Source organism: Pseudomonas taiwanensis DSM 21245 (assembly GCF_000425785.1).
GTDB classification, from domain to species: domain Bacteria; phylum Pseudomonadota; class Gammaproteobacteria; order Pseudomonadales; family Pseudomonadaceae; genus Aquipseudomonas; species Aquipseudomonas taiwanensis.
The window spans coordinates 13,006-37,316 of record NZ_AUEC01000026.1; the positions used below are offsets into that span (position 1 = coordinate 13,006).

At 64.4% G+C, this 24,311-nt stretch carries 18 protein-coding genes and 3 pseudogenes; 7 read left to right on the plus strand and 14 right to left on the minus strand.

Going from position 1 to position 24,311, the window contains the following annotated elements; translation table 11 throughout:
* Positions 1-21: 21 nt before the first annotated feature.
* From H620_RS0112600 to ptsP, 3 genes are read right to left on the minus strand one after another with little or no spacing between them, the layout of a single operon-like run.
* Positions 22-1,761, minus strand: coding sequence for a PTS fructose-like transporter subunit IIB (locus tag H620_RS0112600; protein ID WP_023382298.1), 1,740 nt, complete (start codon positions 1,759-1,761; stop codon positions 22-24).
* The gene (gene pfkB / locus H620_RS0112605; protein WP_023382299.1) at positions 1,758-2,705 is read right to left on the minus strand and encodes a 1-phosphofructokinase; all 948 of its coding nucleotides are present in this window, start codon (positions 2,703-2,705) and stop codon (positions 1,758-1,760) included. The genes H620_RS0112600 and pfkB overlap by 4 nt, the downstream gene beginning before the upstream one ends.
* Positions 2,706-5,558: a phosphoenolpyruvate--protein phosphotransferase gene (ptsP, locus tag H620_RS0112610; protein WP_023382300.1), complete on the minus strand. Its 2,853-nt coding sequence runs from the start codon at positions 5,556-5,558 to the stop codon at positions 2,706-2,708.
* 284 nt (positions 5,559-5,842) lie between these two features.
* Between ptsP and cra the strand changes: the two genes are divergently transcribed.
* On the plus strand, positions 5,843-6,838 hold the full coding sequence (gene cra, locus H620_RS0112615) for a catabolite repressor/activator (protein WP_023382301.1): 996 nt from the start codon (positions 5,843-5,845) through the stop codon (positions 6,836-6,838).
* A 2-nt stretch (positions 6,839-6,840) separates the two neighbouring features.
* A complete protein-coding gene (locus H620_RS0112620; protein ID WP_023382302.1) occupies positions 6,841-7,617 on the plus strand; it encodes a TatD family hydrolase in 777 nt (258 codons plus the stop codon).
* An 84-nt stretch (positions 7,618-7,701) separates the two neighbouring features.
* Here the strand turns inward: H620_RS0112620 and H620_RS27805 are convergent, their stop codons facing one another.
* The 5 genes and pseudogenes from H620_RS27805 to H620_RS0112640 all read right to left on the minus strand — a co-directional run bounded on the left by H620_RS27805 (position 7,702) and on the right by H620_RS0112640 (position 13,515).
* Complete coding sequence (locus tag H620_RS27805) at positions 7,702-8,415, minus strand: methyl-accepting chemotaxis protein (RefSeq protein ID WP_420876032.1); 714 nt, start codon at positions 8,413-8,415, stop codon at positions 7,702-7,704.
* A 144-nt stretch (positions 8,416-8,559) separates the two neighbouring features.
* Positions 8,560-9,681: pseudogene (locus H620_RS27810) on the minus strand (HAMP domain-containing protein); the annotation flags it as partial.
* 168 nt (positions 9,682-9,849) lie between these two features.
* Entirely contained in the window at positions 9,850-10,680 is an 831-nt protein-coding gene (gene ampE, locus H620_RS0112630) for a regulatory signaling modulator protein AmpE (RefSeq protein WP_027907450.1), read from the minus strand.
* Entirely contained in the window at positions 10,677-11,243 is a 567-nt protein-coding gene (ampD, locus tag H620_RS0112635) for a 1,6-anhydro-N-acetylmuramyl-L-alanine amidase AmpD (RefSeq protein WP_023382305.1), read from the minus strand. The genes ampE and ampD overlap by 4 nt, the downstream gene beginning before the upstream one ends.
* Before the next feature lie 97 nt (positions 11,244-11,340).
* Positions 11,341-13,515, minus strand: coding sequence for a DUF1631 domain-containing protein (locus H620_RS0112640; RefSeq protein ID WP_027907451.1), 2,175 nt, complete (start codon positions 13,513-13,515; stop codon positions 11,341-11,343).
* Positions 13,516-13,757: 242 nt separating this feature from the next.
* Here H620_RS0112640 and nadC point away from each other — a divergent pair, with 242 nt between their 5' ends.
* Entirely contained in the window at positions 13,758-14,606 is an 849-nt protein-coding gene (gene nadC, locus H620_RS0112645) for a carboxylating nicotinate-nucleotide diphosphorylase (RefSeq protein WP_027907452.1), read from the plus strand.
* Between the two features lie 86 nt (positions 14,607-14,692).
* Here the strand turns inward: nadC and trxB are convergent, their stop codons facing one another.
* The gene (trxB, locus tag H620_RS0112650; protein ID WP_023382308.1) at positions 14,693-15,655 is read right to left on the minus strand and encodes a thioredoxin-disulfide reductase; all 963 of its coding nucleotides are present in this window, start codon (positions 15,653-15,655) and stop codon (positions 14,693-14,695) included.
* 328 nt (positions 15,656-15,983) lie between these two features.
* On the opposite strand from trxB, the gene cysZ reads away from it, so the two are divergent.
* On the plus strand, positions 15,984-16,712 hold the full coding sequence (gene cysZ, locus H620_RS0112655) for a sulfate transporter CysZ (RefSeq protein ID WP_023382309.1): 729 nt from the start codon (positions 15,984-15,986) through the stop codon (positions 16,710-16,712).
* Positions 16,713-16,786: 74 nt separating this feature from the next.
* Here cysZ and H620_RS27815 read toward each other — a convergent pair whose 3' ends face one another.
* On the minus strand, positions 16,787-17,218 hold the full coding sequence (locus tag H620_RS27815; protein ID WP_390897466.1) for a methyl-accepting chemotaxis protein: 432 nt from the start codon (positions 17,216-17,218) through the stop codon (positions 16,787-16,789).
* Positions 17,219-17,380: 162 nt separating this feature from the next.
* Positions 17,381-18,103, minus strand: a pseudogene (locus H620_RS27820) (PAS domain-containing protein); the annotation flags it as partial.
* 178 nt (positions 18,104-18,281) lie between these two features.
* Here H620_RS27820 and H620_RS0112665 point away from each other — a divergent pair.
* Positions 18,282-19,484, plus strand: a complete 1,203-nt coding sequence (locus H620_RS0112665) for a glycosyltransferase family 4 protein (protein ID WP_027907453.1) — start codon at positions 18,282-18,284, stop codon at positions 19,482-19,484.
* On the opposite strand, the gene H620_RS0112670 is transcribed toward H620_RS0112665, so the two are convergent.
* The 3 genes from H620_RS0112670 to H620_RS0112680 all read right to left on the minus strand — a co-directional run bounded on the left by H620_RS0112670 (position 19,453) and on the right by H620_RS0112680 (position 21,851).
* Positions 19,453-20,556 (minus strand): NADH:flavin oxidoreductase, encoded by a 1,104-nt coding sequence (locus H620_RS0112670; protein WP_023382312.1) that lies wholly within the window; start codon positions 20,554-20,556, stop codon positions 19,453-19,455. The two genes, H620_RS0112665 and H620_RS0112670, sit on opposite strands and share 32 nt — an antisense overlap.
* Before the next feature lie 181 nt (positions 20,557-20,737).
* The gene (locus H620_RS0112675; protein WP_023382313.1) at positions 20,738-21,220 is read right to left on the minus strand and encodes a glutathione peroxidase; all 483 of its coding nucleotides are present in this window, start codon (positions 21,218-21,220) and stop codon (positions 20,738-20,740) included.
* A gap of 145 nt (positions 21,221-21,365) precedes the next feature.
* On the minus strand, positions 21,366-21,851 hold the full coding sequence (locus H620_RS0112680) for an FKBP-type peptidyl-prolyl cis-trans isomerase (RefSeq protein WP_023382314.1): 486 nt from the start codon (positions 21,849-21,851) through the stop codon (positions 21,366-21,368).
* Between H620_RS0112680 and H620_RS27635 the strand changes: the two are divergent.
* A pseudogene (locus tag H620_RS27635) lies at positions 21,820-22,153 on the plus strand (DUF3565 domain-containing protein). The gene H620_RS0112680 and the pseudogene H620_RS27635 overlap by 32 nt on opposite strands.
* A gap of 31 nt (positions 22,154-22,184) precedes the next feature.
* A complete protein-coding gene (gene pta, locus H620_RS0112690) occupies positions 22,185-24,272 on the plus strand; it encodes a phosphate acetyltransferase (RefSeq protein WP_023382316.1) in 2,088 nt (695 codons plus the stop codon).
* The last annotated feature ends 39 nt before the right edge of the window (positions 24,273-24,311 follow it).

Here is a 24,311-nt window from a genome sequence, read left to right on the forward strand (position 1 = left end):
GCCGGCTCCTGCAGGGCATACCTAGCCTTTGGCAGGCGCTACCGCCAGTTCCACGCGCTCGCTCTTCTTGATCACGGCATACACCACCGCTGTCAGCAGGCTGCCCGCCACGATCGCCAGCAGGTAGAGCAGCGCGTGGTTGATCGCATTAGGGATCAGCAGCACGAACAACCCACCATGCGGTGCCATCAGCTTGCACCCGAAATACATCGACAAGGCACCGGTCAACGCACCGCCTGCGATACTCGCCGGAATCACCCGCAAGGGGTCTTTGGCAGCGAATGGGATGGCCCCTTCGGAAATGAAGCAAAGCCCTAGTACCAGCGCAGCCTTGCCGGCCTCACGCTCGCTCTGGGCGAACTTGCGCCGGGCGAGGAAGCTGGCGATGCCCAGTCCAATCGGCGGCACCATGCCGGCAGCCATGGTCGCGGCCATCGGTGCATAGCTGGACGAAGCCAGCAGCCCCACCGAGAAGGCGTAGGCCGCCTTGTTGATCGGGCCGCCAAGGTCCACGCACATCATGCCGCCCAGCAACAGCCCGAGAAGAATCGCATTGGTGGTGCCCATACTGTCGAGGAAGCGGGTCAGGCCTTCGAGCATGGCCGCCACCGGCTGGCCAACCACATAGATCATCACCAGCCCAGTGAACAGGCTGGCCAGCAACGGAATGATCAGAATCGGCTTGAGGGCATCGAGACTGCTGGGCAGACGCGCCCAGCGGGCAATGGCCTTGGCGCTGTAGCCGGCGAGAAAACCGGCGACGATGCCGCCAATGAACCCAGCCCCCAGGGTGCTGGCCAGCAGGCCACCGATCATGCCGGGGGCCAGCCCCGGGCGGTCGGCAATCGACCAGGCGATATAGCCGGCCAGCAAAGGCACCATCAGCTTGAACGCGGCCTCACCCCCGATCTGCATCAACGCAGCCGGCAAAGTGCCTGGTTCCTTATAGGCTTCGATACCGAAGACGAACGACAACGCGATCAACAAGCCGCCAGCCACCACCATCGGCAGCATGAACGACACCCCGGTCAGCAGGTGCTTGTAGATACCCGTTTTCTCGGCTTTGCCGGCAGTCGGCGCACCAGCGACATCGGCGGCGCCCTCCAGCTTGCCTTCGGCCAGGGCCTTGTCCAGCGTGGCACGGGCCTGCTTGAGGGCGGTGCCGGTGCCACAACGATAGATGCGCTTGCCGGCGAAGCGTGCCGTCGGCACCTCGATGTCGGCCGCCAGCAACACCACATCGGCTTCGGCGATGGCTTCGGCGGACAGCGGGTTGCGCGCGCCCACCGAACCCTGGGTCTCGACGGTCAGCTGGTAACCCAACTGCTGGGCAGCCTGTTGCAAGGCTTCGGCCGCCATGAAGGTATGCGCTACCCCAGTCGGGCAGGCCGTGATCGCCACGATGCGCGGCGCAACGGCAGTTGCCGATGTGGGGCTGGTGGCAGACGCCCTCAGCACTTGCGCATTGGCCGCGGCTTCATCGAGGAACCCCTCACGGTCGGCCAACGCCTGGGATGGGGTGCTCTGGTACAGGCGCTTGCCGACGAAACGAGCCAGATCGACCGGGCCCGTGCTGATCACCAGCACACAGTCGGCGTCGGCGATCTGTGCAGGCGTCAGTTGTCGCTCGGGATGTTCGCTGTCCTGTACTTCGACACTGGTGCTCCAGCCCCGGCGCTGAGCCGCCGCGGCCAGCAGGCGAGCACTGAGCACGCTCGACACCTGCCCGTTGGGGCAAGCGGTGACAATGGCAATGTTCATCGGCAACCCTCTTGTTGTTCTGTCAGTTGCACACCCGCTTCCAGGCGAGCCAGCTGCTCGCGATCACGAATGCCGAAGCCGACCTGGGTGACGGCCTGGGCAGCAATCGCGGTGGCCCGGCGCAAGGTATCGGTCGGCGCTTCGCTCTGCAGCAAGCCATGCACCATGCCGGCTACCAGGGAATCGCCCGCCCCCACCGTGCTGGCGACCCGCACTTTCGGCGGTCGAGCCTGCACCGTGAGGTTATCGGCGAACCAACGGACCCCTTCCGCCCCATCGGAAACCACCACATGCTCGACGCCATCGGCCAGCAGGCGCAGGGCCGCCGCGCGCTGCTGCGCTGCACTGTCCACGGTCAGGCCAAGCACTTCGCCCAACTCCTCGGTGTTGGGCTTGACCAGCCACGGCGCGCTGCGCAGCCCGGCGCGCAGGGCTTCGCCGCTGCTGTCGAGCGCGACTTTCAGGCCCAGGCCCTTGAGGCGCACGAGCAATTGGTTGAACCACTCAGGGCTCACTCCACGCGGCAGGCTGCCTGCGACCACCACGGCATCCTGTCCGGGGGCCACCTGCTCCAACACACGCAGCAGGGCCTCCTGAGCCGCTTCGTCGACTTCAGGCCCCTGCCCGTTGATATCGGTCACGCGGCCGTCGGCCTCGACCAGCTTGATGTTGCTACGGGTTTCGCCTGGAACGCGTACGAAGCAGTCGGTAAAACCGCGCCTCTCGATCAGGGCTTCGAAGGCCTGGAGGTTGTCGCGGCCAAGGAAGCCGCCGACCGTGACGCTGTGCCCCAGGTCAGCCAGCACCTGGGCAACGTTCAGGCCTTTACCGGCGGCATGACTCTGCTGGGCCTGGCTGCGGTTCACGTGGCCGGGACGCAGGGCATCGAGGCTGACTGTGATGTCCAGCGCCGGGTTCAGGGTCAGGGTGAGGATCTTGGCCATTCAGTAACGCTCCACCAGCGCGCGAACCGCCGCGGCGCTGTCTTGTTGCAGGGCCTCGCGCGCCAGGGCGCGGGCCGTCTGGTGATCGGCCTGGCGAACCAGGGCTTTGACTTCTGCAATGCTGCGGGCCGCGACGCTGAGCTCGTCGACGTCCAGGCCGAGCAGCACGGCGACTGCCTGCGGGTCCGCGGCCAGCTCGCCGCACACGCCCACCCACTTGCCCTCGGCATGGGCGGCGCGCACGGTCATGTCGATCAGGCTCAACACCGCCGGGTGCAGGCCATCTGCCTGGGCCGATAGGCTCGGATGGCCACGGTCGATGGCCAGGGTGTACTGGGTCAGGTCGTTGGTGCCGATGCTGAAGAAATCCACCTCACGGGCCAGCTGTGCGGCCAACAAGGCCGCCGAAGGCACCTCGACCATGATTCCGACCTGCAGGTCTGCCACCGGGATTTCCTCGCGCAGACGTTCGACCATGGCCCGGGCTTCGCGCCATTCGTGAATCTGGCCGACCATCGGGAACATGATCCGCAGCGGCCGTTGATCGGCCGCACGCAGCAGGGCGCGCAGCTGCTCTTCCATGACCTGCGGCCGTTGCAGGGTCAGACGCACGCCGCGCACACCGAGGAAGGGGTTCTCCTCCGCGGCGATGGGCCAGTAAGGCAGCGGTTTGTCGCCTCCCACATCGAGAGTCCGCACCACCAGTGGCCGACCCTGCAGGCCGTCGAGCACGCGGCGGTACTCGGCCTCCTGGGTGGCGACGTCGGGTGCTTGGGGGTGGGCCATGAAAATCAGTTCGGTACGCAGCAGGCCGACACCTTCGGCGCCTTGATCCACCACCTTGTCGATACCCGTGCTTTCACCGATATTGGCGAACACTTCGACGGCATGGCCGTCGCGGGTCACCGCCGGCTCATGACGACTGGCCCAGGCCGCCTGCAAACGCTGCTCGCGCAGGTCGCGTTCGGCCAGGGCACGTTGCAGCTCGTCAGCGCCAGGCGCGACGCTGACCAAACCACGCTGGCCGTCCAGCAGCAGCGCGGTGCCAGGCGCCAGCAGCAGAATCGACTCGCCCACGCCCACCACCGCCGGAATGCCCAAGGCACGGGCGACAATCGCGCTATGAGCGGTGGCCCCGCCGTGCGCAGTGACGATACCGGCGACCCGGGCCGGGTCCAGCCGGGCGACATCGGATGGGCCAACTTCGGCCATCACCAGCACGTAGGGTTGCTCCGGGGCCTCCTGGGTCTGCACGCCGCACAGCTGGGCCAATACCCGCCGACCGATATCGCGCAGGTCGGCCGCGCGCTCAGCGAGCAGGGCATCGTGCAGCGCTTCCTGCTGGCGCGCAGCCGCTTCGATGACCGCCATCCATGCAGCCGCGGCGCTTTCGCCCTGAGCCAGACGCAGTTCGACATCGTCGGTCAGCGCGGGGTCGGCGAGCATTTCCTGGTGGGTGACGAAGATCTCGCCAATGGCCTTTTCGCTACGTTGTACCAAGGCCTGGAGTTCAGCATTCACCGCCTCCAGCGCTTGGCGCAGCTTCACCCGCTCCTGGGCGGGCGATTCGCCGCGCAGGGGGTAATCGATGTCACGCTCGACACACAGGTGCGCAGGGCCAGCGGCAATGCCTGGGGCAGCACCGACGCCCTGGATATGGCTACCGGCCAGCGGAGGCTGAAGCGCGTCGGCCTCTACCATAGGCTCCGGCACCACACATTTGGGCAGAGGCTCCACCTCTTCGCCAAGGCCTTGCTCGATGGCGGCCAGCAACACCGGCAGCGCATCGGCGGCGATGCCAGGCTCGGCGATCAGTTCGAGCGCCTGGCCTCGCCGCGCCCCTAGGCTCAGCAGCTTGCTCAGGCTCTTGACCGATACTGCTGGCTGCGCGCTGTCCAGCAGACGCACCCTGATTTCCCCCTCGAAGCCCTTTGCAAGCTGCGCCAGCGCTTTGGCCGGGCGGGCGTGCAGACCATGGGGGTTGGCCAGCACCACCCGTACGCTCGGCCAGTCGGCCGGCACCTCGCCGCCCAGCACCTCGAGCACGGCACGGCTGCTGGTGGCCTGGTAGAGCATCTGTCCACGGCCCTCGATCAACACTTCGCACAGGCGTTCGAGCAAGGCCTGATGGGCGGCGCCAAGGCTGGCCAGGCAGAACAGACCGTTGAGCGGTTGCTCACGGTAGCGCAGTGGCTGCTGGGGCGTGATGAAGGCCAGGCCGGGCTGCAACACCTGACGCTCGCTGTGCAGCCACCACAACCCTTCGCCCAAGGGCAAGGGCTCAGCCTGTTGCAGCGCGGCGGCAAAGCCATTGTCGACACACCCGGCGCGTTGCAGCAGGCGCGAGCCACGCCAGGCCAGTTCGTCGAAGTCTTCGGCAGCAAGGTTCAGGCTGACCAGTTGGGCGTCCAGCGCCAATGCCTGGGGAGCACCCTGCAGCAACTTGAGCAGCGCTTCGGCAGAACTGGCCCGACGCAGGGCCTCGGCCAGGTCGGTTTCGCCCAACGCGCGGGTCAGCAGTTGCAGCAGGCGCAGGTGCTCGTCGGAGCGGGCCGCGATGCCGATGGCGAGGTAAACCCTCTGCCCATCGCCCCAGTCCACGCCTTCGGGAAACTGCAGCAGGCGCACGCCGGTGGCGAACACCAGGTCGCGGGTCTGCGGTGTGCCGTGGGGAATGGCAATGCCCTGGCCAAGGAAGGTCGACCCCTGCGCCTCGCGGGCCTGAAGCCCCTCCAGATACCCTTCGGCGACCAGGCCGTCAGCGACCAACCGATCCGCCAACAGGCGCAAGGCCTGGGCCTTGTCGGCGGCCTTCTGGCCCATGGCTATCTGCTCTTTGGCGAGCTCGAGCATGACCTTCTCCTTTTGCAGTTCCCAGGTGGGTACTGAGGTATTGTTGTGAAATTCACGAAAACGACCAGTGCTACAGTCGGACGCAGGCAACGACCCCGGCAGAAAATTTGCCTGCTGAAACGATTAATCTGACCAGGCGGCCACGTTACTCGATAATCTGCCGAGGAAAAAGCCCCATCCTGTCGGACAATTGCGACAATGGTCGTCTGCGCGCGGTGCCTGTCCTGGGTCAAACTACCCGGTCTGGCTTCGCGGTCAGCCCCGGTAATAACAAGGAAAACTCGGTGAAACTCAGCGATATCGCCCGTCTGGCCGGTGTGTCCGTGACCACTGCCAGTTACGTCATCAACGGCAAGGCCGAACAGCAGCGCATCAGTAACGCCACGGTCGAGCGGGTACGTGCGGTGGTCGAGGCTCACGGCTTCACCCCCAACCCCCAGGCTGCCGGCTTGCGCAGCCGCCATACCCGCACGCTTGGCTTCATTCTCCCGGATCTGGAAAACCCCAGCTATGCCCGCATTGCCAAGCAGCTGGAGCAAGGCGCCCGCGCCCGTGGCTACCAGCTGTTGATCGCCAGCAGCGACGACCAGCCTGATAGCGAACGTCAGTTGCAGCAGCTGTTCCGCGCCCGCCGCTGCGACGCCCTGTTCGTCGCCAGTTGCCTGGAGCCGCACGACGAAAGCTACCGAGAGCTGCTGGACAAAGGCCTGCCGGTAATCGCCATCGACCGGCGCCTGGATCCAGCCTATTTCTGCTCGGTGATCAGTGACGATCGCGATGCCAGCCGACAGTTGGCCCAAAGCCTGTTGGCCACGCACCCACGCAGCATCGCCCTGATCGGTGCACGCCCCGAACTGTCGGTCAGCCAGGCCCGTGCCGGCGGTTTCGATGAAGCCCTGCAAGGCTTCGGCGGTGATGTACGCCGTTACCAGGGCGAAGCCTTCAGCCGGGAATGCGGGCAGCGCCTGATGCAGCAACTGACCGACGAACTGGGCGGCCTGCCCGATGCGCTGGTAACCACCTCCTACGTGCTGCTGCAAGGCGTGTTCGACGCGCTGCAAGCGCGCCCTGCCAATTCGCGCCAACTGCAGTTGGGCACCTTCGGCGACAACCAGTTGCTCGACTTCCTGCCGCTGCCGGTCAATGCCATGGCCCAGCAACACGCACTGATCGCCGCCACAGCCCTGGAGCTGGCCCTGGCCGCCATCGAGGACAAGCGCTACGAGCCTGGCGTACATGCCATAGGCCGCACCTTCAAGCAACGCATCGCGGCTGCCTGACCATGCGCCTGATCGACACCCACACCCACCTGGACTTCCCCGATTTCGACCCTGACCGCCGGCGCCTGCTGGACGATGCGGCAGCGCGCGGGGTCGAGCGGATGGTGGTGCTGGGCGTGTATCAGGCCAACTTCCAGCGGGTATGGGACCTGGTCTGTGGTGACCGACGCTTGTTCGCAGCCCTGGGCCTGCACCCGGTCTACCTCGACCAGCACCGTCCCGAGCACCTGACGCAATTGCGCGACTGGCTGGAACGCCTGCGTGGCGATCCACGGTTGTGCGCAGTCGGCGAGTTCGGCCTGGACTACTACCTGCCGGCGCTGGACAAGGCGCAGCAACAGGCGCTGTTCGAGGCGCAGTTGCAGATGGCCTGCGACTTCGAACTGCCGGCCCTGCTGCACGTGCGCCGCAGCCACGCGCAGGTGATCGCCACGCTCAAGCGCTACAAGCCGGCGCGGGCAGGCATCATCCATGCGTTCGCGGGCAGCTACGAGGAGGCCCGCGAATACATCAAGCTGGGCTTCAAGCTGGGGTTGGGCGGCGCCGGCACCTGGCCGCAGGCGTTGAGGCTGCGCAAGACCTTGCCGAGGCTGCCGCTGGAGTGTGTGGTGCTGGAAACCGACTCACCCGACATGGCGCCGGTGATGTTCCCAGGGCTGCGTAACAGCCCGGAGCACTTGCCGGAGATCGCCGCGGCCTTGGCGGAGTTGATTGGCATCGATGTACAGCGGTTGGCCGAGGTCAGCACGCACAATGCGAGTGAATTGTTTGGCTGGTAGTGGCCGGCAATGCCCTATCGCCGGCAAGCCGGCGCCCACAGGCATTGCCCTCGACCCAAGCGAGGGCGGTCCCGCAGGACCGACCTAGACCCGAAAAGCTCCGATCAAACGCTTCAACTCGATTACCTGTGCCGACAGCGCCCGGCTGGCATCTTCGGTCTGGCAGGCTCCCTGGGTGGTGTCCTGCGCCGCCCGGTTGATCGCCACGATATTCTGGTCGATGTCATGGGCCACCGCTGTCTGTTGCTCGACGGCAGCTGCGATTTGCTGGTTCTGCTCGACGATCCCGCCAACCGCGCCGAGGATATTGCCCAACGCCTGCTGTACCTGGCGTGCCTCATCCACCGTGCCCGACGCCATTTGGTGACTGCTGCCCATCGCCTGGACTGCAGCGGCCACGCCGGCTTGCAGGCGCTGGATCATCAGCGCGATTTCTTCGGTGGAGTCCTGGGTGCGTCGGGCCAGCGTGCGCACTTCGTCGGCGACCACGGCAAAGCCCCGGCCCTGCTCGCCGGCGCGGGCCGCCTCGATGGCGGCGTTGAGTGCCAGCAAGTTGGTCTGCTCGGCAATGCTGCGGATCACCTCCAGCACTCGGCCAATCGCCTGGCTGTCGCCGGCCAGTTGGTTGATCGCCGATACCGTCTCGTCGATTTCCGCCGCCAGACGGTCGATGCTGCCTTGCTGGTGCTCCACCAGGCCTCGGCCATTGGCACTCTCACGGTTGACCTGCTGCGCCCCCTCGGCTGCCAGCGCCGCACTGCGCGCCACTTCCAGGGCGGTCGCGCTCATCTGGTTCATCGCCGTGGCCACCTGTTCGATCTGCTCACGCTGACCACTGACCGCCAGGTTGCTGCGAGCCGACACAGCCAGCACCTGCTCGGCCTGCTCCTCGACCGTAGCCACGGTGCGCCCCACCTGGTCGATCAACCCCCGGATGCGCTTGACGGTTTCGTTGAAGCCCTGGCCCAGCTCGCCCAGTTCATCGCGGCTATGGGCCTGGAAGCTGACCGTCATGTCACCGTCCGCGACCTTGTCCATGGCACTGCCCAACTTGCGCAAGGTGGCCTTGGTCGAGACGAAGAAACCACCATAGAGATAGAGAATCAGCGCAAAGACGCCCGCCAGCACGCCGACCAGGCCCACCATACGTAGGCGCTGCTCGCTCAGGCGCGCCTGCAGTTGCCCTTGCAACTGGGCAAGAATGGCATCGTTGAGCTGGTAGGTCTGGCCGATCAGGTCGCTGACTTGTTGATAGAACGTCGCCCAAGGCGCATCCAGGGTCTCGGCCACCACCACCTGCTCCTCGAACAATGCCGCCGCCTGCTTGACCGTGGCCTGGCTAGCCTGCGCGGCCCCTGCCAAGCCTGCCTTCACGGCCTGGTCCCCGGCCAGTGCATCGTCCAGGCGAATGGCATAGTCGGCGGCCAGGCGCTCCAGACGTTGCAGCAGGTCTTCGAACCGAGCGCTGCCGGCAGAGTCGATGAAGCCCCGGCCCAACGCCACGGCACCCATGGCCCTGCCTTCGCCCAGGGTCTGGGTGACCTGGGCCGTAGCAGTGCCTACCAGCTCGCTCAGCTGACGGACCGACGCCTGGTCGTCCTGGCCCAAGCCGGACTGGTTGACCTGCAATTTGCCAAACACTTGGGCAAGGCCCAGCAGCTTGTCGAACAACGCGACCTTGTTCTGCAGCGAGGACTCCACCCGGGCCTGGGCAAAGGCTGCCGACAGCTCCTCGCGCTTGGCCTCCAGCAGTGGGTCATGGCCTTGCAAGGCAAGCAATTGCGCCTGGACCCTGTCCTGCAGCGCAGCGATGCGTGACTCGATGTCTCCAGCCTGACCCGACTGGCCAAGTACCGCGTTGATCTGCAACAGGTTGCCCAGTGATTCCAGATCGCCTCGCAGCGCCAGGCTGCCAGCCAGGGGTGAAATACCCTCGAGTTCGACGCGAGTGGACTGGAATTGCTGGTAGGCATCACGGACCAGATAAAAGCTGGTCACCAGCATGGGCAGGAAGAACAGGACACTGATGAGGCTGAATTTCTGGCCGAAGCTCAGCCGATTCATCAATGCGATGGCCGGATAGAGCAAACGCTTCACAGGTCACCTCCATGGATTCTTATTGTTCTGCGAGATAGCACCAGGCCACTGGTATAACGCAGATCGAATCGGAGGTTTGTAAAGTAAGGTTAACCGATGGCGGCAGGGCCGCAGTGCAAGCCGGCCCCTCCAGGCTCAAACCAGCACGGTCCACAGCGCGAAGCACGCGTACCACAACACGGCGGTGCGCAACAGCAGCTCCCAGAGGCTGTCCAGACGGCCAAGCCCACGCTGACTGTCTTCCTCATCGGGAATGTCGTCGGCAACTCGACCCACCCGGGTCACCAGGTGCGCGGCACTGATGTGCCAGTTCAACAGTTCGTGCAGCATCAAACGCATCACGGCAACGAAATTGCCCACCAAGGCGAAGCTCACGGCGATGATCCGCACCGGCAGCCAATCCATGACATGTCGCAGTCGCTCGGCGCTGGCCTTCAATGCGGGCTGACCGCTGTGCGCGATGCTCAGCGACAACAAGCGGTAGGCCAGCGCGGCAGCGGGGCCGAGCACGAAATACCAGAAGATCACTGCGAAGAAGCTTTGGTAGGCCTGCCACAGCAAATACCCCTGAACCTGCACCAGCAAGGCCCGAGGCTCCTCGGCAACCAGGCCCAGGTCCCGCTCGGCCACATGCAACGCGGCCTGCTCGTCGCCCCGGCGCCAGGCGTCACGAAACGGCCCCAGCGCAGCCTTGGCATCTCCCCGGCCCAGACTGTAGATCAGCACCAACAGGTGCACCGGCATGGCCAGCAGGCCATAGGCCACAGGCTCCAGCACATGCAGTAGCAGGGTCAGCAGGATGACCGGTGCCAGCACCAGAATGGCCAGCGTCCACCAGGGATGGACCTTGCCGCTGCGCTCCAGGCGCACCAGCTCTCCCAGGAAAAAGCCATCGCGCTGCAGTCGATGACGCAAGGCCGAAAACTTCTCGACCCAGAGCACCAGCACCAACACCAGAAAACTCATGCGTTCTCCTCGTTTTCCTTGACAGCTTTTCGGTAGCGGGGCCAGTCGAATGCCGGCCCTGGATCGGTCTTGCGTACTGGCGCGATGTCGCTGTGACCCTGGATCCGTGCCAGGTCGATGGCCGGCCAGGCGCGGCGTATCTGTCGCGTCAGTTGCTCCAATGCAGCGTACTGGGCATCGGTGTACGGTAGGTCGTCAGTGCCTTCGAGCTCGATGCCGATGGAGAAGTCGTTGCAGCCTTCACGCCCATCGAACGACGACACACCCGCATGCCAGGCGCGATCGAGCAGTGACACGAACTGGGTAACGGCGCCATCGCGCTCGATGAACAGGTGCGCCGATACCGTCAGGTGGCAGATGCCTTCGAAATAAGGGTGCGCCTTGGGATCGAGCTGGTTCTGGAAGAATGCCTGGACATTGCCCGTGCCAAAGCAGGCAGGCGGCAAGCTGATGTTGTGGATAACCAGCAGGGAAATCGACTCACCTGCAGGGCGCGCGTTGAAGTTCGGCGAGGGGCAATGGGTGACGCCGTCGAACCAGCCTGTCGCACGGTTCAGTTGCATGGGGAGTTCCTGAATAGCAGGGGTTACCCGCGCAGTATGCCCTGCCACCGACACCGGGTGCATGTAAATCATTGTGACGATTGGCCAGCGGGCCGCTTCAGTGGGCGTGTTGCTGCCGCAAGCGGTCCAGGACAGTCTCGAGCGCCCGCTCGAACAGCTGGCCGTCGTCCAGCAAGCGGGCTTCTCCATGGCGCAGGGCTTGTGCCAGGCCCGCCGTGCTCCACTCGCGCGCTTTCATTCCGGTGCGGTTGGCGAAAACCAGGCGGTCAGTGCCGTCGATGCGCGCCACCAGCTTGCAGCGCAGCGGCTCCTCGTCATCGAACACCTCGACCCAGCTGCCGATACGCAGGCGCTGGACCTGCTGCATGTGCATGGCCAGGCCATCGGACTGACGCAAGGGCGCACAGGCCGGTTCTTCGGCAATCGCCAAGACGATGTCGTCGCCGACCAGCACCTCTGCCAAGGCCGGATCGTCGTCGACTGTAGACGGCTCTCCCCCGGCGCAAGCACGCAGGTGCAACCGCTCCAGGGCAAGGAAGAATTCGCGAGTGGCGGCCGAATCCTGCGCCACGCCCGCCAGGCCGTCGCGCAGGGCCTTGAGCAGCCCCGGCACCTGCTGCAACAGGCGCTCACAAGCCCGCGGCCCGTGGTGGGGGGCAATACTGGCCAGCAATGCGTCCAAGGTTGCCAAAGCGTTGACCCAGGCCAGGGACGCCTCGCCTTGCTTGAGCCATGCCAGCATCATCACCTGGCTCCATGACTGCACCAGCATCTGCACCACCACCTGCGGCCATACATGCCCGCGCAAGCGCTGATTGAGCGCCTGCTGCACCTGCTGTCGGGCCTGCAAGGCACGCGCACGGCCTTCCTCGGCATCGCGGGTGCGCTGCTCAAGCAGTTCGTTGCGTCGCCGTTCGTCCTGGTTGAACGTCACGAAGTCTTCCAGCAGTTCGGCAAACAGACCCACGTCGTCGGTGAAATCGTTCAGCAGCCGCTGGACGATGCGCTCCACACGCAGATGCAGGCTGTCGCGCAGGCCCTGCGCATGGGCATCCCAGCCGAACGAGGCAGCGGCCAATTCGTTGAGCAAGCGCCGCACGGGATGGCTGGGCCGGCTGAACACGCCCTTGTCGAGCAGCGCGACCTTCAGCACCGGTATATGCAAACGGCCCAGCAATGCGCGCAGGGATGGCGGCAAGTTGTCGTCAGCCAGGATGAAGTCGAACAGCAGGCCGACGAGGTTGATCATGTCTTCGTCGGCCGTGGCGATACGCCTGCGGGTACCGCTGCGAACACTGACACGCAACAACAGCTGCTCGAGCTGCTGGCCAAGGACGAAGTCCTCAGGCTCGTAGGTGGCCGGTACGTACTGTTGAAGGTGCGACAGCAGGCGCAACAGGTCGGCGGTGCTGATCGGATGGGCAGTCGCCACCGCTTGCAAGCGCGGCGCGAACCGCCCGCGTTCGGGTGCCAGCAGGCCTTGCAACGAATCGAAGAACGCCTGACCGGCCGCATTCTGGCCGGTAACATCCTCGCGGACCTCGGCTGCCAACGCACGCCGGGATGCCCGTTGCCGATCTTCTGCCCGGCGGCGCGGCGCAGGCTGCAGGTCGGGCAGCACGCCTGCCGCGGCGAGCAACTGGTTCGCCTCGCCATATAGCACGTCGATGTCACGCAGAACGTAGCGTTCGAACAACTTCAACAGCACCAGCTTGACCCGCAGCCCGACCCCCAGGCTGCGCCCGGCGTCGAGGAAGTAGCCGCACAGCGCGCCAGGCTCCAGCGGGTTGTGCCAGTCGTCCAGCGCATGGCCAAGCAAAGTCTGGAACCGAAGGTTCAGTTGCCCCAGCGCAAGGCCATCGCGCGACAGCACCCGCGCGATCATGCCATCGACCGCGGCGGCCCGCTCCAGCTGCGCCTGTCCGCGCGGGCTGTCAGGCTGACTGAGGCCAGCCAAGGGGTCGACCCGGCCCAGGCGCGCGAAGGCATCGTGGTAGATATCGAGAAAACCGCGCTCGATGCTCTTGCGCTTGAGCCGCAAGTCGCGCATCGCTTCGAAGTACAGGTTCTGGTCGAAACGCTCAGCGGCCTTGTCCGCCATTTCGAAAAGGGTGTCGTCGGCATTGTCGAACAAGTCCTGCAGGGCCTGGCGCAACTGCAAGGCAGCTTTGTCGCGTACCTGCAGCAGCAACATGGGGAGGCAAGGCAAAGGCGTACGCACGCCACGATCGATGGCCGCCGCCAAGGGCACCACCTTGCCTTCTTTTTGCATCCCTGACTCCTTGCTGGGTGTTTTCAAGTCTTAGCGCGAAAATCGTCAAAGCTATGACGCCAAATATTGGTCGATATTATCGGTAAAAAAGCGGGCCTCTGCCAGCATCCATTGCATCGCAGGGTAAAGACCATGGGTTGAAGCGAATGCTCGGCGCACCTGACCAAAGGTCACCTGCAAGGCGGCTGTACACACCGTCCCCCTGCCCTATAATCGCCGGCACCTAGCTTGTGGAGCCGAACATGCCGAACCTACGCCTCGCCGACCTGACTGCCGAAATCGAAGCCAATGTGCGCCGTGCGCTGCTGGAGGACATCGGCAGTGGCGACATCACCGCACAGCTGATCCCGGCCGAGCGCCTGGCCAAGGCCACCATCATTACCCGCGAAGACTGCGTGATCGCCGGCACTGCCTGGGTCGATGCGGTGTTCCGCCAGCTCGATCCGCGGGTGGCCGTGCACTGGCAGGTTGCCGATGGCGAGCGGGCCAAGGCCAACCAGGCCTTGTTCCACCTCGAAGGCCCGGCACGCTCGCTGCTGAGTGGCGAGCGCTCGGCGCTGAACTTCCTGCAGATGCTGTCGGGTGTCGCTACCCGCGCGCAGGCGCTGGCCGACAGGGTGAGCGATACCCAGGTACGCCTGCTCGACACCCGCAAGACTTTGCCCGGCCTGCGCCTGGCGCAGAAATATGCGGTCACCTGTGGTGGCTGCTACAACCACCGCATCGGTCTGTACGACGCCTTCCTGATCAAGGAAAACCACATCGCCGCCAGTGGTGGCGTCGCCGAAGCCGTGGCGGCGGCGCATCGCATCGCTCCGGGCAAGCCGGTGGAGATCGAAGTGGAGAGCCTGGACGAGCTGCGTCAGGCACTTGATGCCGGGGCCGATATCATCATGCTCGACGAACTGACCCTGGACGAGATGCGTGAAGCGGTGCGGATCACGGCGGGCAAGGCGAAGCTCGAAGCCAGCGGCGGGGTGAACGAGAGCACGCTGCGGGTGATTGCCGAGACGGGCGTGGACTACATCTCGATTGGTGCGATGACCAAGGATGTGAAGGCGGTCGACCTGTCGATGCGGTTGAGCCTGTAAGAGACGGTTGAGCCTGTAAAAAGTCCAGATACGAAAAGGGGCTGCCTAGCAGCCCCCTTCCGGTTCGGTCGTGAAACGCCCTGCGATCAGTGCGAGGCGTTTGCCAGGCCATCCAGGTAGCGCTCGACGTCCAGCGCTGCCATGCAGCCTGCGCCGGCCGAGGTGATGGCCTGACGGTAAACGTGGTCTGCCACATCGCCGGCCGCGAACACGCCCTCGACATTGGTGGCGGTGGCGTTGCCGTCACGGCCGCCGTTGACCACCAGGTAGCCGTCCTTGAGGGTCAGCTGGCCTTCGAACAGCGAAGTGTTCGGGGTGTGGCCAATAGCGATGAACACGCCGTCGACCTTGATTTCGTCGCTGCTGCCATCGTTGTTCTTCAGGCGCGCACCGGTGACGCCCATGTTGTCGCCCAGCACTTCATCCAGCGTGGCGTTGAGCTTGAGCTCGATCTTGCCTTCGGCGACACGGGCGTTGAGCTTGTCGACCAGGATCTTCTCGGCGCGGAAGGTATCGCGGCGATGCACCAGGGTGACCTTGCTGGCGATGTTGGCCAGGTACAGCGCCTCTTCCACGGCAGTGTTGCCACCGCCCACCACCGCTACCGGCTTGTTGCGGTAGAAGAACCCGTCGCAGGTAGCGCAGGCAGAAACGCCTTTGCCCATGAAGGCTTCTTCCGACGGCAGGCCCAGGTAACGAGCGCTGGCGCCGGTGGCGATGATCAGTGCGTCGCAGGTGTACTTGCCGCTGTCACCTTGCAGGGTGTAGGGCTTGTTGGCCAGGTCAACGGCATTGATGTGGTCGAAGACGATTTCGGTCTCGAAACGCTCGGCGTGCTCCTGCATGCGCTGCATCAGGGCTGGGCCGGTCAGGCCGTGGGGGTCGCCCGGCCAGTTGTCGACTTCGGTGGTGGTGGTCAGCTGGCCACCGGCCTGCATGCCAGTGATCAGCAGGGGCTTGAGGTTGGCGCGGGCGGCATAGACCGCGGCGCTGTAACCGGCAGGGCCGGAACCGAGAATGATGACGCGCGAATGACGTACTTCGGACATGTCGAACTCCTGTCGAGCCGGCCGCACAGGGCCGGTATCGGTGTACCAGCTGCGCAGCTGAAATTAAAAGGACCTACGCAACACTTGGGGAAGTGCTACATCGCGCAGGCCCGAAACCTGAAAAGTTGAGCGCACTGTAGCGAGGTCGCAGAGATTAAGGAAATATCCTTCGACAATCCACCTCATAGGCATCCTCTATACCCCAATTTCGACGAAGGAAAACACCTGGCGCTTTTGTTACAGCCGGTTTCCCAACCACCGTCCGCCTTTCGTCGGCGCCGCAAACTCGGTAAGGTCAGCGCGTTTTCCCTCTGTGCGGAGTGTCCCGATGCAAGCCCCTGTCCTTTCCGGTCCCCAGTACCTTCGCGAAGGGTTGAAACTGGTGCTGAGCCCGAACCTTCGGTTATTCGTGCTGCTGCCCCTGGCGGTCAACCTGCTGCTGTTCGGCGGGCTGATCTACTTCGCAGGCCATCAGTTCAGCCTCTGGGTCGACGCCCTGATGCCGACCCTGCCTGAGTGGCTGAGTTTTCTGACATACATTCTATGGCCACTGTTCGTCGCCCTCGTGGTGTTGATGGTGTTCTTCACCTTCACCATGCTGGCCAACGTGATCGCCGCGCCGTTCAACGGTTTTCTCGCCGAGAAAGTCGAAGTGGTGGTCCGCGGCCAAGACACCTTCCCGCCGTTCAGTTGGGGCGAGCTGGTGGCGATGGTGCCGCGAACCCTTGGCCGCGAAATGCGCAAGCTGGGCTACTTCCTGCCACGGGCCATCGGTCTGTTCATCCTGTCGCTGATCCCGGTGGTCAACGTGATAGCGGCGCCTCTGTGGCTGATCTTCGGTGTGTGGATGATGGCCATCCAGTACATCGACTACCCGGCGGACAACAACAAGATGAGCTGGCAGGACATGCTCGCCTGGCTACGTAGCAAGCGCTGGCAGTCGCTGGGCTTTGGCGGCATCACCTACCTGGCGCTGATGGTGCCGCTGGTGAACGTGCTGATGATGCCGGCGGCGGTGGCGGGGGCTACGTTGTTCTGGGTGCGCGAGCGTCATTGAGCTCAAGGCGCCGCAAAGCGGCGCATCGCCGGCAAGCAGGCTCCTGCAAACCGCACGGGAGCCGAGCGCCTGACTCAGTGGCTGAGCTGGCTGGAGAACTGCCCCACCGCATCCACCACTTTCTTCGCCCCTTCCTGAATCTCGACGATCACCCCACCGGTATCGGCCGCCAGCGCCAGCCCCTGCTCTGCCTGGCGCTTGCTGGTGTCGATGATCTCTACCGCGGCCTGGGCAAGCTGCTCGTTCTGCTGCACGACCCTGGCGATCTCCTCGGTGGCGGTACTGGTGCGCGAGGCCAACTGACGCACTTCGTCGGCTACCACGGCAAAGCCTCGGCCCTGCTCGCCTGCGCGGGCTGCCTCGATGGCGGCGTTGAGGGCCAGCAGGTTGGTCTGGCCAGCGATGTCGCTGATGGTCTTGATGATCGAACCGATCACCCGCGACTGGGTGTCCAGCGCCTTGATCCCTTCGGCAGCCTCCTGCATGGACGTTTCCAGGCCCCGCATCACGCTTACCGACTGGGTCACCACGTCAGTGGCCTTGCGCGCGCTGGAGTCCGTCTCCAGCGACGTGTTGTAGGCAATATCGGCCGCCTGGGCCACCGCCAGTTCCTGATTGACCTGGTCGGTGATCACCGTGGCGAACTTCACGACTTTGTACAACACATCCTGGGCGTCGAAGATCGGGTTGTAGGAAGCTTCCAGCCAGACCACCCGACCGTGGGCATCGACACGCTTGAACCGGTCGGCCACGTATTCGCCACGACGCAGTTTTTCCCAGAATGCCTGGTACGCCGTAGAGTTCGCTTCTTCCGGCTCGCAGAAAATACGGTGGTGCTTGCCACGCACTTGCTCAAGGCTATAGCCCACCGACTGCAGGAAGCGGTCGTTGGCCGTTAACACATAGCCATCGAGGTTGAACTCGATCACGGCAGTGGAACGCATCAGCGCGTTGATCAGGCTCTCGTGCTCGCGCGACGTTTCGATGGTGCGGGTCAGGTCGCTGGAGTGCATGGTGAAATGCTTGATCCGCCCATCGCTGCCCTTGACCGGCTGCAGGATCGAACGCAGCCAGGCCTCCTGGCCGTTGCCACGCAGCAGCCGGAAAGCGCCGTTGAGGTGTTCGCCACGGGTGATGGCGTTCTTCATCCGCTCATAGAAATCAAGCTTCTTCACGTGCGCGGGGACGATCTCTTCGATATTGCGTCCTATCAACTGCTCGCTGCGGTACAGCATCTCGCTTTCGAAGTTGCTGTTGACCGCGTCGATGCGTCCCTGGGGGTCGAGCTGGAGCACGAGCATCTCGCTGTCGAGGCTGCACTTGACCTGCTCGATGGACAACAGGTCCTCGCGCAACTGCTGGATTTCTTTCTTGAGCTTTCTGTTGAACATCACCGCTCTCCCGGAGCGCGACCCATGATGGAATGCATCTGCATCGGCTACAGGTCCACGGTTCTTGAGCACTTTGCAACGAAATATTCACAGCGCCGGCGTCGCCGGAAATCAGGCGTCATCCGTGCGTCACTTCATCGTCACATGAGCGCAATGAAGCAGGCGGAAACTTTTTGTCATGAATATGCCAGCCCTTCGCATCGCCCTTGTCAGTGAAACCTTCCCACCCGAGATCAACGGTGTGGCCAATACCCTTGGCCACTTGAGCGAAGGGCTTCGGCAACGCGGCCATCAGGTGGAAATAGTACGGCCACGCCAGGCCGGTGATGGTCGTGACGAAAGTGACCAGGACCTGCTGCTGTGTCGAGGCTGGGCCCTGCCCGGCTACCCTGGGCTGCAATGGGGCGAAGTATCGATGCATACCCTGTGGCGCCGCTGGCGCAAACTGCGCCCGGACGTGCTGTACATCGCCACCGAAGGGCCGCTGGGGCTCAGCGCCTTGCGCGCAGCGCGGCGCCTGGGCATCGCGGTCGTCAGCGGCTTTCATACCAACTTCCCGCAGTACTCCGGCCAGTACGGGCTGGGCTTGTTGGCACGGCTGCTGACCCATTACCTGCGCTGGTTCCACCGGCGCACCGCCGCCACACTGGTACCCAGTGCCAGCCAGCAGCTTGAACTCGAGCGCCGGGGGTTCGAACGCCTGGCATTGATGGCCCGGGGCGTCGATGCCTGCCTGTTCAACCCGGCGCGACGCAGCCAGGCGCTGCGCGACAGTTGGGGGCTGGGGCCCCATGACATTGCCGTCCTGCATGTCGGGCGACTGGCCGCGGAAAAGAATCTCGGCCTGCTGCGGCCCTGCCTGCAAACCTTGCAGAACACTTATCCACAGCTGCGCCTGCGCCTGGTGGTGGTGGGTGACGGCCCACAGCGAGCAACCCTCGAGCAGCAACTGCCGGAGGCCGTCTTCTGCGGCGCGCAACGAGGCGAATCCCTGGCCGAACACTATGCCAGTGGCGACCTGTTCCTGTTTCCGAGCCTGACCGAGACCTTTGGCAATGTCGTGCTCGAAGCGCTGGCTTCCGGCCTGGCGGTGGTTGCTTATGACGAGGCCGCCGCCGCCCAGCACATTCGCCATGGTCACAGCGGCGCCCTGGCCATGCCAGGAGACCAGGCCGCCTTCATCGACGCTGCCTGCTGGTTGCTGGAAGAGCACGAAACCCTGCGCCGTGTGCGCCTGAACGCTCGCCAGCATGCCAGCCGTCAGGGCTGGCCGGCGATTGTCGAGCAGTTCGAGGCGCACCTGCAAAGCGCCTGCAACCAGGCGCTAGCGACAGCCCCTGCGCTGACGATCAAGCCAGGGTCGACAATGCCTCGCGGCTAAAGGGCAGTACCTCCGTCTCACGCCCCTCGCGGACCTTGAGTGCCCACTCGGCATCCACCAGCAGCGCCCTACCCACTGCCACCAGGTCGAACTCTTCATCGCCGAGGCGACGCAACAGCCCTTCGAGGCTGGCCGGCTTGGCCACTTTGTCGGTGTCGACCATGAACTGCAAAAACTCCCCCTCCAACCCGACGCTGCCCACGGTGATGGTGGGCTTGCCGGTGAGCTTGCGGGTCCAACCCGCCAGGTTCAGTTCAGAGCCTTCGAACTCAGGCTCCCAGAAACGTCGAGTTGAACAGTGGAAGATATCCACACCGGCTTCGGACAACGGCTTGAGGAAAGCGCCCAAGGCCTCCGGGGTGTCTACCAGTCGTGCACTGTAGTCCTGCTGCTTCCACTGCGAGAAACGCAAGATGATCGGAAAGTCCGGGCCGACCGCGGCGCGTACTGCCTGGATCAGCTCGATGGCGAACCGCGAACGGGCGGCCAGGTCGCCGCCGTATTCATCCTCGCGCTGGTTGCTGGAGGCCCAGAAGAATTGGTCGATGAGGTAGCCATGGGCACCGTGAATCTCCACCCCATCCATGCCAATGGCCTGGGCATCGCTGGCGGCCTGGGCGAAAGCGCTGATTACCTCACGGATATCGTCATGGGTCATTCCATGCACCAGCACCTGGCCGTCTTTTACCTTCTCGCTCGGCCCGTAGCCCGGCACACTGGCATCTGGCTCGGTACCCAGGCGGCGTACCGCGCCCACGTGCCAGAGCTGCGGCACGATGCGCCCGCCTTCGGCGTGAACCGCATCGACCACCTGTTTCCAACCCGCCAGGGCATCCGCGCCGTAGAAACGTGGAACGTTGGGGTAGCCATTGGCCGCCCGGTGACCCACTGTGGTGCCCTCGGTGATGATCAACCCCACACCTGCGGCCGCGCGGCGGCGGTAGTAATCGACGACGCCATCGTGAGGAACGCCACCCGGGCAGAAGGTCCGGGTCATGGGGGCCATGACGACGCGGGTCGGCAACTGCAGGGCGCCGAAGGTAAAGGGTTGGAACAGCGGGTTGGTTGACATGGGGGCGCGTCCGTCTGGGGAGGAATTGCGCCTGAGGTTAGGGGGAGAGGAAGGCCTGGCCCAGTATTATTGATCTGGGTGATTCTGGGGTATCGCCGGTACCGGCCTCATCGCCGGCGAACCGGCTCCCACAGGACCTGCGCGGTCCTCTGTCGGAGCCGGCCTGCCGTCGATGAAGACTTCAACCCAGCGCTTTCTCGATGGCCTGCACCACGGACGGATCATCCGGCGCGGTACGCGGTGCGAACCGGGCCAGCACACGCCCGTCCTTGCCCACCAGAAACTTTTCGAAGTTCCAGGTGATATCCCCCGGGAACTCGGCGCCCTCGCCCGCCAGCAGGCGATACAACGAGTGACGTTGCGGCCCGTTTACTTCGAGTTTGCTTCCCAAAGGGAAGCTCACGCCGTAATTCAGGCTGCAGAACGCCTGAATCTCCTTTTCGCTGCCCGGTTCCTGGCCGGCAAACTGGTTGCATGGCAGGCCAAGCACGTTGAAACCTTTGTCCTTGTAGTCCTGGTAAAGATTCTCCAGGGCTTTGTACTGCGGCGTCAGACCACACTTGGAGGCAACATTGACCACCAGCACCACCTGGCCCTTGAACGGGGCCAGGGGCAGGTCCTCGCCGTTCAACGCCTTCAACGTCAGGTCGTGAAATGCACTCATGATAAATCCCCTCTGAGGTTCCTGGTTGCCGCTGGGGCGAAACCCGCCCACTAAAAAGGCGCTCGTTCAAGCCGTCCACCTTCCGTTGGGAAGGCTGGTCGGCTTGCCCGAGCGCCTGGCGACTTTCTGAGCTTAGCGCAGAAAATCAGTGGTGATGGCCACCTTCACCATGGATGTGACGGTGAGCGATCTCTTCCTCGCTGGCGTCACGCACGTCGACGACCTTGACCTTGAAGTTCAGGCGCTGGCCAGCCAGAGGGTGGTTGCCGTCGACAGTGACGTCATCGCCGTCGATGTCGCGGATGGTGACGATCTGCATCTGGCCGTCCGGCGCCGAAGCGTGGAACTGCATGCCGACTTCCAGCTCGTCGACGCCTTCGAACATGCTGCGGTTCAGGGTGCTGACCAGCTCGGCCAGGTATTCGCCGTAGGCTTCTTCCGGCTCGATGGCAACGGCCAGCTCGTCACCGGACTCTTTGCCTTCCAGGGCTTTTTCCAGGCCCGGGATGATGTTGGCGGCACCGTGCAGGTACACCAGCGGCGCGCCGCCGACGGAGCTGTCGATGACCTCACCGGCGTCGTTGGTCAGGGTATATTCGATGGAGACAGCCTTGTTGGCGGCGATCAGCATGGGGGCACGACCTTTTGCAAAAGTATGTAGAGGACACCAGTGTAACCAAGGCACCGTCCGAATGCGAACGCACCGCGGACCAGGAGCGGCCCATCAGTCGGATCACCGGCTTTCACCAGGACGAAGAAGGCCACTGGGTGGTCGAGCTTTCCTGCGGCCATACCCAACATCTGCGCCACCAACCCCCTTGGCAGGCTCGCCCGTGGGTGCTCGACGCCGGACAACGGCGACAGCACATCGGACAGGCTTTCGCCTGCGGCTGGTGCGCACAGGGGGCCGATAGCGCTACCCTTGGCCGTTGATTCCTTGCACCGCTTATTTCGAGAAGCACGCATGCAGACATTTTTCATTGCGCCGACCGACTTTGGTGTCGGCCTGACCTCCATCAGCCTGGGCCTGGTGCGCACCCTGGAGCGCGCCGGGCTGAAGGTGGGTTTCTTCAAGCCCATTGCCCAGCCTCATCCGGGCGATACCGGCCCCGAGCGCTCCAGCGAGCTGGTGGCCCGCACCCACGGCATCAAGCCGCCTGTTCCGCTGAGCCTGGCCCATGTGGAACGCATGCTCGGCGACGGCCAGCTGGACGAACTGCTGGAAGAGATCATCCGGCTTTACCAACAAGCTTGCGTCGGCAATGACGTGGTGGTGGTCGAAGGCATGGTGCCAACCCGGCATGCCAGCTATGCGGCGCGGGTCAACCTGCACCTGGCCAAGAGCCTGGACGCCGAAGTGATCCTGGTTTCGGCGCCGGAAAACGAAGTGCTCAGCGAGCTCTCCGGCCGCGTCGAGTTGCAAGCCCAGCTGTTCGGTGGCCCACGCGACCCGAAAGTGCTCGGGGTGATCCTCAACAAAGTGCGAACCGATGAGAGCATGGCCGAGTTCGCCACGCGCCTTCGCGAGCATTCGCCCCTGCTGCGCGGCGATGACTTCCGACTGCTCGGCTGCATTCCCTACCAGCCCGAGCTCAATGCCCCGCGCACCCGCGACGTGGCCGAGCTGCTGGGTGCGCAAGTGCTCAACGCCGGCGACTACGAGCAGCGGCGCATGAACAAGATCATCATCTGCGCCCGCACAGTGGCCAATACCGTCCCCTTGCTGACGCCGGGCACCCTGGTGGTCACGCCAGGCGACCGTGACGACATCATCCTCGCAGTGAGCCTGGCGGCGATCAACGGCGTCCCCCTGGCCGGGCTGTTGCTGACCAGCGACAGCAAGCCAGACACCCGCATCCTTGGCCTGTGCCGTGGCGCCCTGCAGGCTGGCCTGCCGATCCTGTCGGTCAGCACCGGCTCGTACGACACCGCCAACCAGCTCAACTCGTTGAACCGCGAGATACCGGTGGATGACCGCGAGCGCGCCGAATTCATCACCGACTTCGTGGCCAGCCACCTCGACGCCGCTTGGCTGCACCAGCGTTGCGGTACCCCGCGCGAGCTGCGCCTGTCACCCGCGGTGTTCCGCTACCAGTTGATCCAACGCGCCCAACAAGCCAACAAGCGCATCGTGCTGCCCGAAGGTGCCGAGCCGTTGCTGGTGCAGGCGGCTGCCATCTGCCAGGCGCGCGGCATCGCCCGCTGCGTGCTGCTGGCCAAACCCGAGGACGTCGAGGCGGTAGCCCGCGCGCAGGGCATCAGCCTACCGGCGGACCTGGAAATTCTCGACCCGGAACAGATCCGCGGGCGCTATGTCGAACCGATGGTCGACCTGCGCAAGAGCAAGAACCTCAATGCGCCCATGGCCGAGCAGCAACTGGAGGACCCGGTCGTGATCGGCACCATGATGCTGGCACTGGATGAGGTCGACGGCCTGGTTTCTGGCTTGGTGCACTCCACCGCCAACACGATCCGCCCTGCCCTGCAACTGATCAAGACCGCCCCGGGCGCCAGCCTGGTGTCCTCGGTGTACTTCATGCTGTTCCCCGACCAGGTGCTGGTGTACGGCGATTGCGTGATGAACCCGCACCCCAGCGCCAGCGAACTGGCCGAAATTGCCCGGCAGAGCGCCGAATCCGCGCAGGCGTTCGGCATCGCGCCACGGGTTGCGATGATCAGCTATTCGAGCGATTCGGCGAGCGATGATGAAGTGGAAAAAGTGCGAGAAGCGACACGCCTGGCACAGAGCGTCGAACGCAACCTGCTGATTGACGGCCCGCTGCAGTACGACGCGGCAGCCAACCCCGAGATCGCCCGTCAGCTGGCACCGCAAAGCCCAGTGGCCGGGCGTGCCACGGTATTCGTATTCCCCGACCTGAATACCGGCAATACCACCCACAAAGCGGTGCAGCGCAGCACCGACGGGGTCAGCCTGGGACCTATGCTGCAGGGGTTGCGCAAGCCGGTGAACGACTTGCCGCGTGGAGCACAGGTGGACGATATCGTGCACACCATTGCCTTGACGGCGATTCAGGCCAGCGTGGTGCGCTAGAGAGAAGGGGCTGCATGGCAGCCCCGGATCAAGGCCGCT